12 protein-coding genes are annotated in these 12,949 nt (G+C 60.7%); 4 read left to right on the top strand and 8 right to left on the bottom strand.

Features of this window, described 5'->3' with window-relative positions; translation table 11 throughout:
* Nucleotides 1-165 precede the first annotated feature (165 nt).
* Both ACN0X0_RS06465 and ACN0X0_RS06460 read left to right on the top strand, forming a co-directional pair.
* A complete protein-coding gene (locus ACN0X0_RS06465) occupies nucleotides 166-1,128 on the top strand; it encodes a molybdopterin biosynthesis protein (protein ID WP_417278481.1) in 963 nt (320 codons plus the stop codon).
* A gap of 171 nt (nucleotides 1,129-1,299) precedes the next feature.
* On the top strand, nucleotides 1,300-2,982 hold the full coding sequence (locus tag ACN0X0_RS06460) for a putative transporter (RefSeq protein ID WP_417278480.1): 1,683 nt from the start codon (nucleotides 1,300-1,302) through the stop codon (nucleotides 2,980-2,982).
* 74 nt (nucleotides 2,983-3,056) lie between these two features.
* On the opposite strand, the gene infC is transcribed toward ACN0X0_RS06460, so the two are convergent.
* Nucleotides 3,057-3,608, bottom strand: coding sequence for a translation initiation factor IF-3 (gene infC / locus ACN0X0_RS06455; RefSeq protein ID WP_417261555.1), 552 nt, complete (start codon nucleotides 3,606-3,608; stop codon nucleotides 3,057-3,059).
* A 236-nt stretch (nucleotides 3,609-3,844) separates the two neighbouring features.
* Here infC and ACN0X0_RS06450 point away from each other — a divergent pair, with 236 nt between their 5' ends.
* A complete protein-coding gene (locus ACN0X0_RS06450; protein ID WP_417278479.1) occupies nucleotides 3,845-4,591 on the top strand; it encodes a translation initiation factor 3 in 747 nt (248 codons plus the stop codon).
* Nucleotides 4,592-4,741: 150 nt separating this feature from the next.
* On the opposite strand, the gene ACN0X0_RS06445 is transcribed toward ACN0X0_RS06450, so the two are convergent.
* The 5 genes from ACN0X0_RS06445 to ACN0X0_RS06425 all read right to left on the bottom strand — a co-directional run bounded on the left by ACN0X0_RS06445 (nucleotide 4,742) and on the right by ACN0X0_RS06425 (nucleotide 8,825).
* Entirely contained in the window at nucleotides 4,742-5,578 is an 837-nt protein-coding gene (locus ACN0X0_RS06445) for a ferredoxin--NADP reductase (protein ID WP_417261372.1), read from the bottom strand.
* A gap of 117 nt (nucleotides 5,579-5,695) precedes the next feature.
* On the bottom strand, nucleotides 5,696-6,082 hold the full coding sequence (locus ACN0X0_RS06440; RefSeq protein ID WP_417261373.1) for a DUF934 domain-containing protein: 387 nt from the start codon (nucleotides 6,080-6,082) through the stop codon (nucleotides 5,696-5,698).
* A complete protein-coding gene (locus tag ACN0X0_RS06435; protein ID WP_417261374.1) occupies nucleotides 6,079-6,855 on the bottom strand; it encodes a phosphoadenylyl-sulfate reductase in 777 nt (258 codons plus the stop codon). Before ACN0X0_RS06435 ends, ACN0X0_RS06440 begins: the two co-directional genes overlap by 4 nt.
* Complete coding sequence (locus ACN0X0_RS06430) at nucleotides 6,845-8,515, bottom strand: nitrite/sulfite reductase (protein WP_417278478.1); 1,671 nt, start codon at nucleotides 8,513-8,515, stop codon at nucleotides 6,845-6,847. The genes ACN0X0_RS06435 and ACN0X0_RS06430 overlap by 11 nt, the downstream gene beginning before the upstream one ends.
* Nucleotides 8,508-8,825: a DUF2849 domain-containing protein gene (locus ACN0X0_RS06425; protein WP_417278477.1), complete on the bottom strand. Its 318-nt coding sequence runs from the start codon at nucleotides 8,823-8,825 to the stop codon at nucleotides 8,508-8,510. Before ACN0X0_RS06425 ends, ACN0X0_RS06430 begins: the two co-directional genes overlap by 8 nt.
* A 142-nt stretch (nucleotides 8,826-8,967) precedes the next feature.
* On the opposite strand from ACN0X0_RS06425, the gene ACN0X0_RS06420 reads away from it, so the two are divergent.
* Complete coding sequence (locus ACN0X0_RS06420) at nucleotides 8,968-9,429, top strand: Lrp/AsnC family transcriptional regulator (RefSeq protein ID WP_226553643.1); 462 nt, start codon at nucleotides 8,968-8,970, stop codon at nucleotides 9,427-9,429.
* A gap of 107 nt (nucleotides 9,430-9,536) precedes the next feature.
* Here the strand turns inward: ACN0X0_RS06420 and trpE are convergent, their stop codons facing one another.
* Together trpE and ACN0X0_RS06410 are read right to left on the bottom strand one after the other, a co-directional pair.
* Nucleotides 9,537-11,063, bottom strand: coding sequence for an anthranilate synthase component I (gene trpE / locus ACN0X0_RS06415; protein WP_417278476.1), 1,527 nt, complete (start codon nucleotides 11,061-11,063; stop codon nucleotides 9,537-9,539).
* A gap of 9 nt (nucleotides 11,064-11,072) precedes the next feature.
* A complete protein-coding gene (locus tag ACN0X0_RS06410) occupies nucleotides 11,073-12,926 on the bottom strand; it encodes a SurA N-terminal domain-containing protein (protein ID WP_417278475.1) in 1,854 nt (617 codons plus the stop codon).
* Between the last annotated feature and the right edge of the window lie 23 nt (nucleotides 12,927-12,949).

Raw genomic sequence — 12,949 nt, 5'->3', positions numbered from 1 at the left:
GAATACCATACTGGCGTCACAGGGTTTGCGTTTCTCCTGTGACGCCTCTTTTTTTGCCCGCCTCCCTCTTTTTCCATCCCGTCTGGTCCGCCGTTCAGATCGTGGTAACCCTTGTCATGCCTGATGGAGCGTGCACTCTATGGCTGAGAAAGGCAGGTGTGGATGATGTTTGACACCCGACCGGTGCGATTGGCGAAAGGGGCTTTGCTGGCACGGGACATCTCTCTGGCCTCTGGCGCAAAGATTGCACGTGGGCGCCAGATCGGCCCGGAAGACATTGCGGCCTTGACCATGGCGGGGATTGCGGAGGTCCCGGTGGTGGAGGTTGAGCCTCACGATGTGCCTGCCGATGAGGCGGTGGCGCGGTTGGCCAAGGCGCTTGTGCCCAATCTGGGCGATGCGTCTGTGCGGCGCGAGGAGGGGCCGTTCGGCTGTCTCGATCTGATCGCCTCCGCGCCCGGTGTTGTTGGGCTCGACACACAGGGCATCTCCCGGATGAATCGGGTCGATGAGGGGATTGCGGTGATCACCATGCGGCAATTCCAGAGGGCGCGCGCGGGCGAGGTGATCGCCAAACTGCGGATCACGCCCTTGGCGGTGAAGCGATCTGCCCTGTCGCGGGTGCTGAGCGAGGGCGAGGATATGATCCGCCTGCGACCCGTGCTGGCGGAGACGGTGACGCTGATCCAGACCGTCGAGGGCGGCGACGCGGGGCAGGGTGCCGAGGCGGCGATTCGTGCGCGGCTCGCGCCTTTGGGGCTCAAAATGGCCGAAAGCCTCGTGGTGGCCCATCGCGAAGAGGCCCTGGCCGAGGCGCTTTTGTCGGTCACCGGCGATGTCGTCCTGATCCTGCCCGCGCGGCCCACGGTGGACCGTCATGACGTCGCGCCCGAAGCCGTCCGGCGCGCCGGGGGCGTGATCACGCGCTTTGGCATTCCGGTCGATCCCGGCGCCTCAATGTTCGCAGGCGGGCTTGGTTCCGTGCCCATTCTGGGCCTGCCGGACTGTGCCCGTCTGACGGCTTTGAATGGCACGGATTGGGTCTTTGAGCGGCTGGTCTGCGGGGTCAGCATTTCGGATGACGACTTGGCCAACCTGGGCGTCGGGGGGCTTTTGCCGCGCGGATAATTCTTAAGCGAAAGACGTTTTCTAAGGCAGTCGTCGGGAATTCCCCTTGCATGACCGTTATGCATTTGCAGAAAATTGACACATATCACTTACGTCTGTGGGTGAAGCGCGCACAATCGCGCCAAATTTGACTTTACGACAGCCGGGTCTCCTCCCCCAGAAAGCGGTCTCATGTCTCTGCCTCTCTCCGATATCGCCGTGACCACCATGGCGCTCTGCCTCGCGGGCGCTTTGGGACTTTTGCTGGGTAAAATCCAAATCCGAAAGGTGGGGCTGGGCATCGGCGGCGTGTTGTTTTCCGGCATTCTCATCGGCCATGTCGCCTCGCGTGCAGGGATAGAGTTCGATGGCGAGGTGATGCATTTCATCCGCGAGTTGGGCCTCATCCTTTTCGTCTATACGATCGGCATTCAGGTCGGCCCGAGTTTCTTCTCATCGTTTGCCAAATCCGGCCTTAAATTCAATCTTGCGGCCATTGGCATCGTCTTGGGCGGGGTTGCGATGACCTTGGTGATCTATGCGCTGGCCGATCTGCCCTTGCCGGTGCTCGTGGGCGTCATGTCAGGGGCCGTGACCAACACGCCGGGGTTGGGGGCGGCACAACAGGTTTTGGGCGACGCGGGCTTTCCGGCCTCCGAGGTGGCGAATTCCGGCATGGGCTACGCGATGGCCTATCCCTTTGGCATCCTTGGGATTTTGACCTCTATGTTCGTTATTCGGGCTGTGTTCAAAATCGTCTTGGAGCACGAGGAAGCCGCCTATAAAGCCGAAACCCAAAGCGGTGAAGAGGCGCTGCCCTCGATGAACATTGCGGTGACCAATGCCAATCTCGACGGCCTAAAATTGGGCGATGTGCCGGACCTCTTCGATCATGGTGTCGTGGCCTCGCGGATGAAACAGGGCGACGAATTGGTGGTGCCGACGCGTGACGTGATCCTGCATCTGGGCGATTGCCTGCACCTCGTCGGTCCGAAAGAGAAATTGCAGGCGATGAAGCTTATCTTGGGTCGTGAGATTGACGCGGCCATGACGACGAAAGGCACGCGGCTCACATGGTCCCGTCTCGTGGTGACCAAAGAGCGTGTTCTGGGCAAGTCCTTGCGTCAGCTTGCATTTTTGGAAGGCAACGGGGTCACCGTCTCGCGGATCAACCGCGCGGGTGTCGAGCTTCCGGCACAGGCCTCTTCGACCTTGGCCTTTGGTGACATCGTGACCGTGGTCGGCTCGCAACCCGATATTGACGCCGTGGCGCATCAACTGGGCAATGAGAATGCGCGGTTGCAAGAGGTGCAATTCCCGGCGCTGTTTTTTGGCATCGCCTTGGGGGTCCTTTTGGGGTCTATTCCCTTGGCCGTGCCCGGTCTTCCAGCGCCTTTGAAACTCGGTCTTGCGGGCGGGCCGTTGATGGCCGCGATCCTTTTGGGGCGTCTGGGTCATTGGGGGCCGTTCACTTGGTACATGCCCCCCGCCGCCAACCATGCGCTGCGCGAGTTTGGCATCGTGTTGTTTCTGGCCGTTGTCGGGATTGTGGCAGGTGACCGGTTCTTTGACACGCTGCTGCATGGCGACGGGCTCAGTTGGATGGGCTATGGCATCCTGATCACGCTGGTGCCCCTGCTGGTCGTGGGCGTGATCGCGCGGGTGGTTGGCAAGTTCAATTACCTGAGCCTCTGCGGCGTTCTGGCCGGCTCCATGACCGATCCGCCGGCGCTGGCCTTTACCGTTTCGATGAGCAAGACGGGCGCGGCCTCTGTGGCCTATGTCTCGGTCTATCCGTTGGTGATGTTCCTGCGCATTCTGGCGCCGCAGGTGTTGGTGCTCGTCCTAGCGAGCATGGGAGCAGGGGCGTTTTAAACCCACTCCGCCAGCCAAAAGAAAAACCCCGGCGCCAAAGGCCCGGGGTTCGTCATTTGAAAGGTTTGAAAACCTTAGCCCTTGGTCGGAAGCGGCCCGATCATCATGACCATCTGGCGGCCTTCCATCTTCGGCATGTTTTCGACCTTGCCGATTTCTTTGGTGTCCTCGGCCACACGTTCCAAAAGCTGACGACCCAGATCCTGGTGCGCCATCTCACGACCGCGGAAGCGCAGGGTGACCTTCACCTTGTCGCCATTCTCAAGGAACTTGACCACATTGCGCATCTTGACCTCATAGTCGTGCACATCGGTGCCCGGACGGAATTTGACTTCCTTGATCTCGATGATCTTCTGCTTCTTGCGGGCTTCGGATTCACGCTTTTGCTGTTCGTATTTGAACTTGCCGTAATCCATGATCTTGCACACAGGCGGAGTGGCATTCGGAGAAATCTCGACGAGATCCAATCCGGCCTCTGCGGCCATATCCATGGCTTTCGCGGGGTGAACAACCCCCACGTTTTCACCCTCGGCGCCGATCAGGCGAATTTCCGGTGCGCGGATGCGTTCGTTGATACGCGGTCCGGTGTCACGGGTCGGCGGGGCGTTATGCGGTCTGCGGGCTATGGTAAGCTCCTGTCTGTCATTGCATTTGTGTTGCGGAAAAATAAGGCCAAACGCACCTGTTTTCAACCCGCATTCGGCGAGTTCTCGCACATCGCCACTTGCGGGGAAAAAACCAGAGATGCGGCCCTTACATTCCTGTAACACGCATGTCATATGCCGCAGTGGAGGGGGAGCGTAGACTGCCCCAGTCCGGCCACATCCTTCGTGGCCCATGCATTTGGTGAGGAAGACACACAATGACCAAACGTTTTTTGACCGGCGCTCTGATGACCAGCCTCGCGCTTTCCCTGGCAGCTTGTAAAGAAGAAGAGAAAGCCGCTGAGACGGAAACCACCACTGGCACCGTGATGGAACAGGCCGCTGATGCCGTGACCGACGCCGCCGATACTGCGTCTGAAGCCGCCGAAGACGCAGCCGAGGCCGCCTCCGACGCTGTTGAGGCCGCCACCGATGCCGTAGAATCCGCCGCTGAAGGCGCTGTCGAAGCCGCATCTGACGCGGCGGAAGCCGCAGTAGAGTCCGCAACCGACGCCGCTGACGCGGCTGCTGAGGCCACCGAATCTGCAACCGAAGCTGCAACAGATGCCGCATCTGACGCGACCGACGCTGCGACTGACACTGCGGCAGACATGGCCGAAGAGGCCGCCGACACCGCTGAAGCCGCCGCCGATGTCGCAACCGACGCCGCTGCCGATGCCGTCGAAACCGCAGCCGATGCGGCAGAGGCTGCAACGGAAACCGCAACCGACATGGTGACCGAACCCGTCGCCGAAGAAGGCAGCTCCTCCTTCGACATGGCGACCGCTGCCGAAGTGCTGACCGTGGATGGCTTCGATCTCGACAAAGCCACCGAAGTTGTGAATTCTTCCAGCCTCTCCGAGACCGCGAAATCGACCATCATCACCGGCATGACGCAGGCTCAGAACAACCCGGAAATCCTGACCGCGATCCTTGAAAAGGCCCGCACCCTTCTGGGCATGTAATCTCTTTAGAGATCAAAATTCTAAAGCCGCGCGAGAGAGATCCCGCGCGGCTTTTTTTTATGGTCCTTTTGGGGTCTTTTTCGTGATGAAAATACTCAAAAGAAAACCCCGCGAATTGCGGGGTTTGTCTTGTTTCGAGTGGATGGGAAATCAGTCCACGAAGGCCTTCTCGACCACATATTCCTTGGGCTCGGAATTGGCACCTTCGCGCAGACCGAAGCCGTCGAGAATGGCCATGATGTCCTTGTTGAACGCCAGGTTGCCGCAAACCATGCCGCGGTCGGTTTCCGGGTTGATCGGCGCGATGCCCAAGTCCTCGAACACCTTGCCGGAGCTGAGATTGTCGGTCACGCGGCCCATGTGGTGGAACTCTTCGCGGGTCGTGGTCGGGTAGTAGCGCAGCTTGCCCTGTTCGATTTCCGACAAAATCTCATCCGATTTGATGTGCTCGACCAGTTGCCGCCCGTATTCCAGCTCGGAGACCTCACGACAGGTGTGCATTAGGATCACCTCGTCGAATTTCTCGAAGACTTCCGGCTCGCGCATCAGCGAGGCGAAAGGCGCGATCCCGGTGCCGGTCGCAAAGAACCAAAGGCGCTTGCCCGGCAAAAGTGCATCAACCACAAGCGTGCCGACGGGTTTCGGGCGCAGGATGATCTCATCCCCCGCTTCGATATGCTGCAACCGCGAGGTCAGCGGACCGTCCTGCACCTTGATCGAATAGAACTCGAGATGCTCTTCCCATGACGGCGAGGCGATGGAATAGGCGCGCAAAAGCGGTTTCGCTTTGCCCGTCGCCGGGTTCACATCGCCCATCAGGCCGATCATGACGAATTCGCCAGAGCGGAACCGCAGGCTCGCCGGGCGTTCGACCTTGAAGGAAAACAGCCGGTCGTTCCAGTGCTTGACCTCCAGAACCTTGGCGGCATCGGGCAGGGTGGGGACGGGTTTGGATTTGGCTTCGGTCACTTGGGTCAACTCGGTCATTTGTTTTGTCTCGCGCTGCATGAGTAGTGAATATGCGATTTCGATGTCAGTCACATTGATGTGAGGCAAAAAGGCACAGTCCCAAACGCGCGCCGGGAATGTGCCCTTTCTGACCGCTTAGGCTCCGGTATGCAAGCCGCCGCGCACCCGCGACTGATAGTCATGCGCCCGCCAATCGGCGCGCGTCAACCATAGCTCTTCGGGTTGCCGTGCCGCCAAATCGTCGCTGATTTCCACCTCGTCAAAGCCCGAACGCCGCGCCATGGCGTATTGTTCACAAATCACATGACCCTCGGCGCGCAGACGGCCCTGAAAGCCCTGAAGCCGCAAGAGACGCGCCAGCGTAAAGCCGCGCCCGTCCGTATGGCTCGGGAATGCGATGCGGATCGCTGCGGCATTGCCGTGTTGCGCAAGGCTTTCGGGATCGGTGTCGGAGGACAGGTCGACCCAGTCTCCGGCGTAATCCTCGGCCACAAATCCGGTGTCGCGTACAATCACGCTCATGATGCATCTCCTGTGATGGGACCACGGACGATCTTGCCGTTGACGAAGTGAATCCCGCATTCCGTTTTGTCTTCGCCCCGCCAGCGACCGGCGCGCGGGTCTTCGCCGTCTTTGACCGGGCTTGTGCAGGGCGCACAGCCGATCGACGGGTAGCCTTTCGCGACCAAAGGATGGCGCGGCAGGCGGTTGTTGATCATGTAATCCTTCAGATCCTCGGGCGCCCAATAGGCGAGAGGGTTGATCTTGATCCGCGTATTTTCTTCGTTCTCGAAAAAATCGAGCGTGGCGCGGGTCGAGCCCTGAAAGCGTTTGCGTCCGGTGATCCAGGCGTCGAAATTGCCAAGCGCGTTTTGCAAAGGCACGGTTTTGCGCAGATCGCAGCACGCGTCTTTGTTCGACAGGTGCAGCAACCCGTCGGGATCATGCGCGGCCACGCGCGCCGGAGACGGCGAAATGCGCCGCACATCGCGCAGGTCGAGCTTGTCGATCAACTCGAGCTGATACTGAATCGTCTCTTCGAACAACATTTCCGTGTCGATGAAAATCACCGGCGTGTCCGGCTTCATCACCGAAATCATGTGCAAGAGCACGACGCTTTCGGCGCCGAAAGACGACACAAGCGCGATCCGCCCCAACTCCCGGTCCCTCAGCGCCAGTTCAAGCACCGAGGTCGCGGAATGGTTGGCGTAGCGCGCATTGAGGCGCGCGACACGGTCGTCGACCGAGCCGAACTCCTCGCGCAAAGAGATGGCTTCCGCCAGATTATGCTGCATTCGCTTTTTCCTCTTTCGGAGGATAGAGCGCGTCCTTGAACGGCGCCATGCCGAGGCGGCGATAGGCGGCGAGGAAGGTCTCCTCCGGCGCCTCGCGCAGCTCCAGATAGGTCGCAAGAATGCGCTCGATCGCGGGAATGATCTCGTCATAGGCAAAGCCCGGTCCGGTGCGTTCACCGATCACCATGTCTTCGGTGCCATCGCCACCCAGCGTGATCTGGTAGTTCTCCACACCGGCGCGGTCGAGGCCCAGAATGCCGATGTGACCGACATGGTGGTGCCCACAGGCGTTGATGCAGCCGGAGATCTTGATCTTGAGCGGGCCGATCTCGTGTTCGAGTTTCAGCTCGTCAAACCGCGTCGCGATGCCCTGCGCCACGGGGATCGAGCGGGCGGTGGCCAACGCGCAGTAGTCCATGCCGGGGCAGGCGATGATGTCGCTCACCAGACCGATGTTGGCGGCCGCAAGCCCGGCCTCTTTCAGTGCTGCGTGGATCGCCGGCAGGTCGGATTTATGGACATGCGGCAGGATGACGTTCTGCTCATGCGAGATGCGCAGTTCGTCGTGGCCATAGTCGCGCGCGAGTTGCGCCAGAACCCGCATTTGATCGGCGGAGGCGTCACCCGGCGTCTGGCCCGGCGTCTTGATCGACACGGTCGCGATGGCATAGCCCGGCGCGCGGTGGTCGGACAGATTGGTGTCGGCCCAGGCGCGGAACACCGGGTCGGTCGTGTAAGCGCGGTCATAGGCCTCGGTCGCGGCCTCGCGGAAAGCGGGCGGGGCAAAGGCGGCTTTGATCTCTTCGAGCATTGCCATGTCGATCCCGCCGAACAGCGGTTTGACTTGGGCAAAACGCGCTTCGACACGGGCGCGGATGTCCTCGATGCCATGCTCATGCACGGTGATCTTGATCCGGGCTTTATATTTGTTGTCGCGGCGACCCAGGAGGTTCCACACCGACACAGTGGCCTCGAGATAGGGCAGGAGGTCTGCGAGAGAGACAAAATCTTTCAACACCTTGCCCACCATCGGCGTGCGGCCAAGGCCACCACCGACGATGATCTGAGCGCCGATTTCGCCGTCCTGCTCGCGCAGGTAGAGCCCGATGTCATGGGCTTTGATCACCGCACGGTCGGCTTTGGCGCCCGAGACGGCGATTTTGAATTTGCGGGGCAGGAACTGGAATTCCGGGTGATCGGTGGACCACTGACGCACCAGCTCGGCGACGGGGCGCGGATCGGCGACCTCATCGGCGGCAGCCCCCGCGAAATGGTCGGCGGTCACGTTGCGGATCGTGTTGCCCGACGTCTGGATCGCATGCATCTCGACATCCGCCAGATCCGACAGGATCGCGGGCACGTCGGGCAGTTTCGGCCAGTTGTACTGGATGTTCTGCCGCGTTGTGAAATGGCCGTAGCCGCGATCATAGGTCTCGGCAATATGAGCCAGTTGATCCATCTGGCCGCTGTTGAGGGTGCCGTAAGGGATCGCAACGCGCAGCATATAGGCGTGGAGTTGCAGATAGAGGCCGTTCATCAGGCGCAGGGGGCGGAATTCCTCCTCGGTCAGGCTGCCGTCGATGCGGCGGGCGACCTGAGCGGAGAATTGAGCGACGCGCTCGCGGACAAAGGCTTCGTCGAAGTCGTTGTACTTATACATGGGCTTCGGCCTCCTGCTTGCTTTCCTGTTTTCCGTGGAAATAGTTGGACGGTCCGGTGCGGCGGAATTCTTCGCGGAAATGCGTCGGCTCGGGACCGTGTTCGCCCAGTTTGACGTCGGTCAGATAGGCGCCAACCACCATGCCGTCCTTCGCGGCCTCGGCCAAAGCGGCCTCGGCCACCTCGGCTTCGGTGAAGGCACGGGCCTGACGCAGGTCGCGGACCCACTGGCCTTGGTCATCGAGATAGATCACATCGCCCTCCAAAAGGGCGTTGGCGGTGATGGCTTTGGGCGTAAACGGGCGCGGCATGGCTTTTTCCAACTTGCGATTTCTTGCTATTAATTTAGAACATTGTCCCAATATCTGGCCAGATGCGCGGAGAGATAAGGATAATTGTTCCGCTGTCGCGCAGCAGGGAGGCCGGAATTCCGATATGGAAAGGAAAATCGAAATGGTGGACCAGATCGACGCGATGGACCGGAAAATTCTGGCCGAGCTGCAACGCGACGCGAGCCAGTCTTTGGACGAAATTGCCCGCAAAGTCGGCTCTTCGAAGACGCCGGTGTGGAATCGCATCCGCAAGATGAAGGACGCGGGCGTCATCGGTCAGCAGACGGTGATTTTGGACCCGGAGAGCCTTGGCCTTGAGGCCTGTTTCTTTGTCCTCGTGCGCACCAGCGCGCATGAGGCGGGATGGCAGGAGAAATTCCTCAAGGTGCTGCAAAAACGCCCCGAGGTCTTGGAAGCGCACCGGCTGGCGGGCGAGATCGACTATATCCTCAAGGTCCGGGTGAAGAACGCCAAGGCTTACGACGAGTTTTATCAGGCGCTGATCGGGGAAGTGTCGATTTACAATGTGACGGCGCTTCTGTCGATGGAAGAGATCAAGTCGACGACGATGTTGCCGCTTTGAGAGGATGCCGGGGGTTTTGCACCCCCGGCCCCCCGCAGGATATTTCAGGACAAAAGAAAAAGCGCAGCGGCAGACCGGTGCGTCCTTGGTCTTAAGCGGCGGTCAGTTCAGCGGTTGCCGGACCGCGTGAACAGGCCCGCATCCTCGGCGGCTTTTCTGAGCGCGTTGGATTTGTTGACGGTTTCTTGGTATTCGCCCTCCGGCGAGCTGTCGTAGACCACGCCACCACCGGCTTGGATATAGAGCTTTTCGTCTTTCAGAACGGCGGTACGGAGCGCGATGCACATGTCCATGTCGCCACCTGCAGAAAAGTATCCAACGCCGCCGCCATAGACGCCGCGTTTTTCGGGTTCCAACTCGTCGATGATCTCCATGGCGCGGACTTTCGGCGCACCGGAGACGGTGCCTGCGGGCAGGCCTGCGAGCAGGGCAGAAAGCGCGTCTTCGTCGTCGCGCAGCTCGCCGACCACGTTGGAGACGATGTGCATGACGTGGGAATAGCGCTCGATGATGAACTCTTCGGTCGGATGCACCGTGCCGATTTTCGAGACCTTGCCGGTGTCGTTGCGGCCCAAATCCAAAAGCATCAGGTGTTCGGCCAGTTCCTTTTCATCGGACAACAGATCCTCTTCGAGAGCCTTGTCCTCGGCGGGTGTCGCGCCGCGTTTGCGGGTGCCGGCGATGGGGCGGATGGTGACCTCGCCATCGAAGACGCGCACGAGAATTTCGGGCGAGGCGCCGATGATCTGGAAGCCGCCGAAGTTGAAGAAGAACATGAAAGGCGACGGATTGGTGCGGCGCAGGCTTCGGTAGAGCGAGAAGGGCGGCAGCGGGAACTCTTGGGTCCAGCGCTGCGCGGGCACGACCTGAAAGATGTCGCCTGCGGTGATGTATTCCTTGGCCTTCTCGACGGCGGCTTTGTAGCCTTCGTGGGTGAAATTCGAGGTGGCGGGCGGTGCGACGTAGGCCTCGCCCATTTCGTGGCTGGCCTCGGAGGGCGCACGTTCGAGATCGCGCAGCGCATCCATCACGCGTTCGGCGGCCTGCGCATAGGCGGCTTTGGCCGAAAGGCCTGAGGAGGCCCAAGCGGGCGACACAAGGATCACATCGCCTTTGACCCCATCGAGAATGGCCACCAAAGAGGGCCGCATCAGCACCGCATCCGGAAGTCCAATGGGGTCGGGGTTCACATTGGGCAGATGCTCCACAAGGCGGATCATGTCGTAGCCCAGATAGCCAAAGAGACCGGCGGCGGCCCCCGGCAATTCGTCGGGGATGTCGATGCGGCTCTCGTCGATGAGCGCACGGATCGAGGACAAAGGGTCCTTGTCGTCCACGACATAGCTGTCGTCGTCAAAGCGCGCGTTGCGGTTGATCGAAGCCTTCGCCTCGCCGCCCGTACCCTCGCATTTCCAGATCAGATCGGGCTTCATGCCGATGATGGAATAGCGCCCGCGCACCTCGCCGCCGGTGACGGATTCGAGGATGAAACTGTCGGTGCGGGCGCCCGCGAGTTTGAGCATGATCGACACCGGCGTGTCGAGATCGGCGGCCACCTTGGCGTAAACCAACTGGTTTTTGCCTTGGGCAAAGCCGGTTTCAAACTCGGAATAGGTCGGAATGAGCGTGGCCATGATCTTCTCTTATTGCATCTGGCTGTGAACGGCGGAGAGCGCCGTCTGGTTGATCGTTACCCCTTCGCGGGCCCGAAGCGCTTTTGTGAAGGCGTCGATCACATCGGTGGCAGCGCCCTGAGCGGCGGAGGTGATATAGCTCTCTGCGATGGTGGTGTTCTCATCGGTGCTTGCGGGCGGCTCGATTGTGTCGATTTTGGCGATGACAACGCGGTTGTCGCCCGGGATCAGCGTGGTGCCACCGGCCTGAAGACCCGGCGCAAAGACCGCATCCATGAAGCCCTCGGGCATGGCCGACAGAAAATCCTGACGCGTGATCGCGGAGAAGGTCTCGGACGGCAGGCCCAGATCGGTGATCAGCTTGCCGGTGGCGACCTCGGTCTCCAACGCTTCGGCGCGCTCGGTCAGGCGCTGTTGCAGCGCGTCGGCTTCCCAATCGGCGGTCACCTGATCACGCACCTCGTCCAGCGGCATCCGTGTCGCGGACACGATCTCGTCGAGGCGCAGCGCGAAAATGCCACCATCGGACAATTCGATGATCTCCGGGTAATCGTCCAAAGTCACCTCAGAGGCGGCCTGTTTGAAGGCGGTGTAGGCGGCAATTCCGCCTTCGCTCGACGGCGTCCAGTCCATCGTGCCAAGTTCCATTTTGGTCTCATTGGCGAGGTCTTCGAGCGTGTAGCCTTCGGCCAGATCGTTGTCGAACTCTTCCAGAAGACCGGAGATCAGACGTGCGGCGGCATCGGTGCCCATCACGGCGGCCAATTCCTCACGCGCCTCTTCAAAGGACACTTCAGACCCCGCCAGAGTGCCGTTGACGCGGTAAAGCGCAGGGCCGAGATCGGACATCACGGGGCCGACGACGCCGGTGCCGTCCAGCGCAAAGACCGCAGGGCCGGCCTCGGACGACAGATCCCCCTCGGAAATATCGCCCATATCGACGTCAATGAGATCGAGCCCACGCGCGGTGACCTCGTCTTCATAGCTCGTCTCGCCTGCCGCGATACGGTCAGCGGCGGCCTGGGCCTCGTCTTCGGAGCCATAGATCAGACGCTCGACCAGACGGCGCTCAGGCTGGATGTAGCTGTCGATGTTCTCGTCATAGAGTTTGCGCAGCGCATCTTCGTCGAGATCGACCTCGTCCATGATCATCGCGGGCGTGAGCCAGGTGTAGGTGATGCGACGGGCCTCGGGCGCGGTGTAGGCGTCGGGGTGGGCGTCATACCAAGCCTGAATGTCGCTGTCAGACGCAATCGGTGCGCCGGTCTCAAGCGCGTCGGCTTCGAGCGTGGCGACAGAGACGGTGCGGCGTTCGCCCAGCCAATCGACCACAACCTGGCCGTAAGAGGGCGGCATGGTTATGCCGGTGGCCAAAGCGCCGGTCAAAAGCGACCGCGCGGCCTCCTTGCGCAGATTGTCCTCAAAGCCCTTGTCGGTCATGTTGTTGCGCGACAAGGCCTGACGATAGGCCTCGGCATCGAACTTTCCGTCGAGGCCTTTGAAGGCGTCGATGTTCAACAACTCGCGGCGCACAGCATCATCGCCCACGGAGAGGCCGACGCGCGCGGTTTCCGCATCCAATGCAGCCTGAGACAAAAGCTGGTCGAGCACCTGTTGCGACAGGCCGAAATCCTGCGCCTGTGCCACGGAAAACGGCTGACCGGTCTGGGCTTCGATGGCGCGCATCTGGTTTTGCAACGCGGAGGCATAGGCATTGGTGGAGACATCTTCATCGCCCACGGAGGCGACACGCGTCACGCCACCGCCAAAATTTGCCGTGCCAAAACCGCCCAAACCGACGATCAGGAGGCCCATCAGGCCCCACACCACCATTTTCGTGCCAGAACCCTTGCTGCTCGCCATGTTTTTAGTCTCCTTCAAGGTTG

This window comes from Celeribacter sp. (genome assembly GCF_048270365.1).
Lineage (GTDB): Bacteria > Pseudomonadota > Alphaproteobacteria > Rhodobacterales > Rhodobacteraceae > Celeribacter.
This window is presented reverse-complemented; position numbering and strand designations above follow the sequence as displayed.

Bases quoted from the DNA above. Each gene is read 5' to 3' on its own strand.
- ACN0X0_RS06430 (WP_417278478.1), bottom strand. From the start codon at position 8,515: ATGTATAAGTACAACGACTTCGACGAAGCCTTTGTCCGCGAGCGCGTC.
- ACN0X0_RS06465 (WP_417278481.1), top strand. From the start codon at position 166: ATGTTTGACACCCGACCGGTGCGATTGGCGAAAGGGGCTTTGCTGGCA.
- ACN0X0_RS06420 (WP_226553643.1), top strand. From the start codon at position 8,968: ATGGTGGACCAGATCGACGCGATGGACCGGAAAATTCTGGCCGAGCTG.
- ACN0X0_RS06440 (WP_417261373.1), bottom strand. From the start codon at position 6,082: ATGAGCGTGATTGTACGCGACACCGGATTTGTGGCCGAGGATTACGCC.
- ACN0X0_RS06450 (WP_417278479.1), top strand. From the start codon at position 3,845: ATGACCAAACGTTTTTTGACCGGCGCTCTGATGACCAGCCTCGCGCTT.
- trpE (WP_417278476.1), bottom strand. From the start codon at position 11,063: ATGGCCACGCTCATTCCGACCTATTCCGAGTTTGAAACCGGCTTTGCC.
- ACN0X0_RS06435 (WP_417261374.1), bottom strand. From the start codon at position 6,855: ATGCAGCATAATCTGGCGGAAGCCATCTCTTTGCGCGAGGAGTTCGGC.
- ACN0X0_RS06460 (WP_417278480.1), top strand. From the start codon at position 1,300: ATGTCTCTGCCTCTCTCCGATATCGCCGTGACCACCATGGCGCTCTGC.
- ACN0X0_RS06445 (WP_417261372.1), bottom strand. From the start codon at position 5,578: ATGACCGAGTTGACCCAAGTGACCGAAGCCAAATCCAAACCCGTCCCC.
- ACN0X0_RS06410 (WP_417278475.1), bottom strand. From the start codon at position 12,926: ATGGCGAGCAGCAAGGGTTCTGGCACGAAAATGGTGGTGTGGGGCCTG.
- ACN0X0_RS06425 (WP_417278477.1), bottom strand. From the start codon at position 8,825: ATGCCGCGCCCGTTTACGCCCAAAGCCATCACCGCCAACGCCCTTTTG.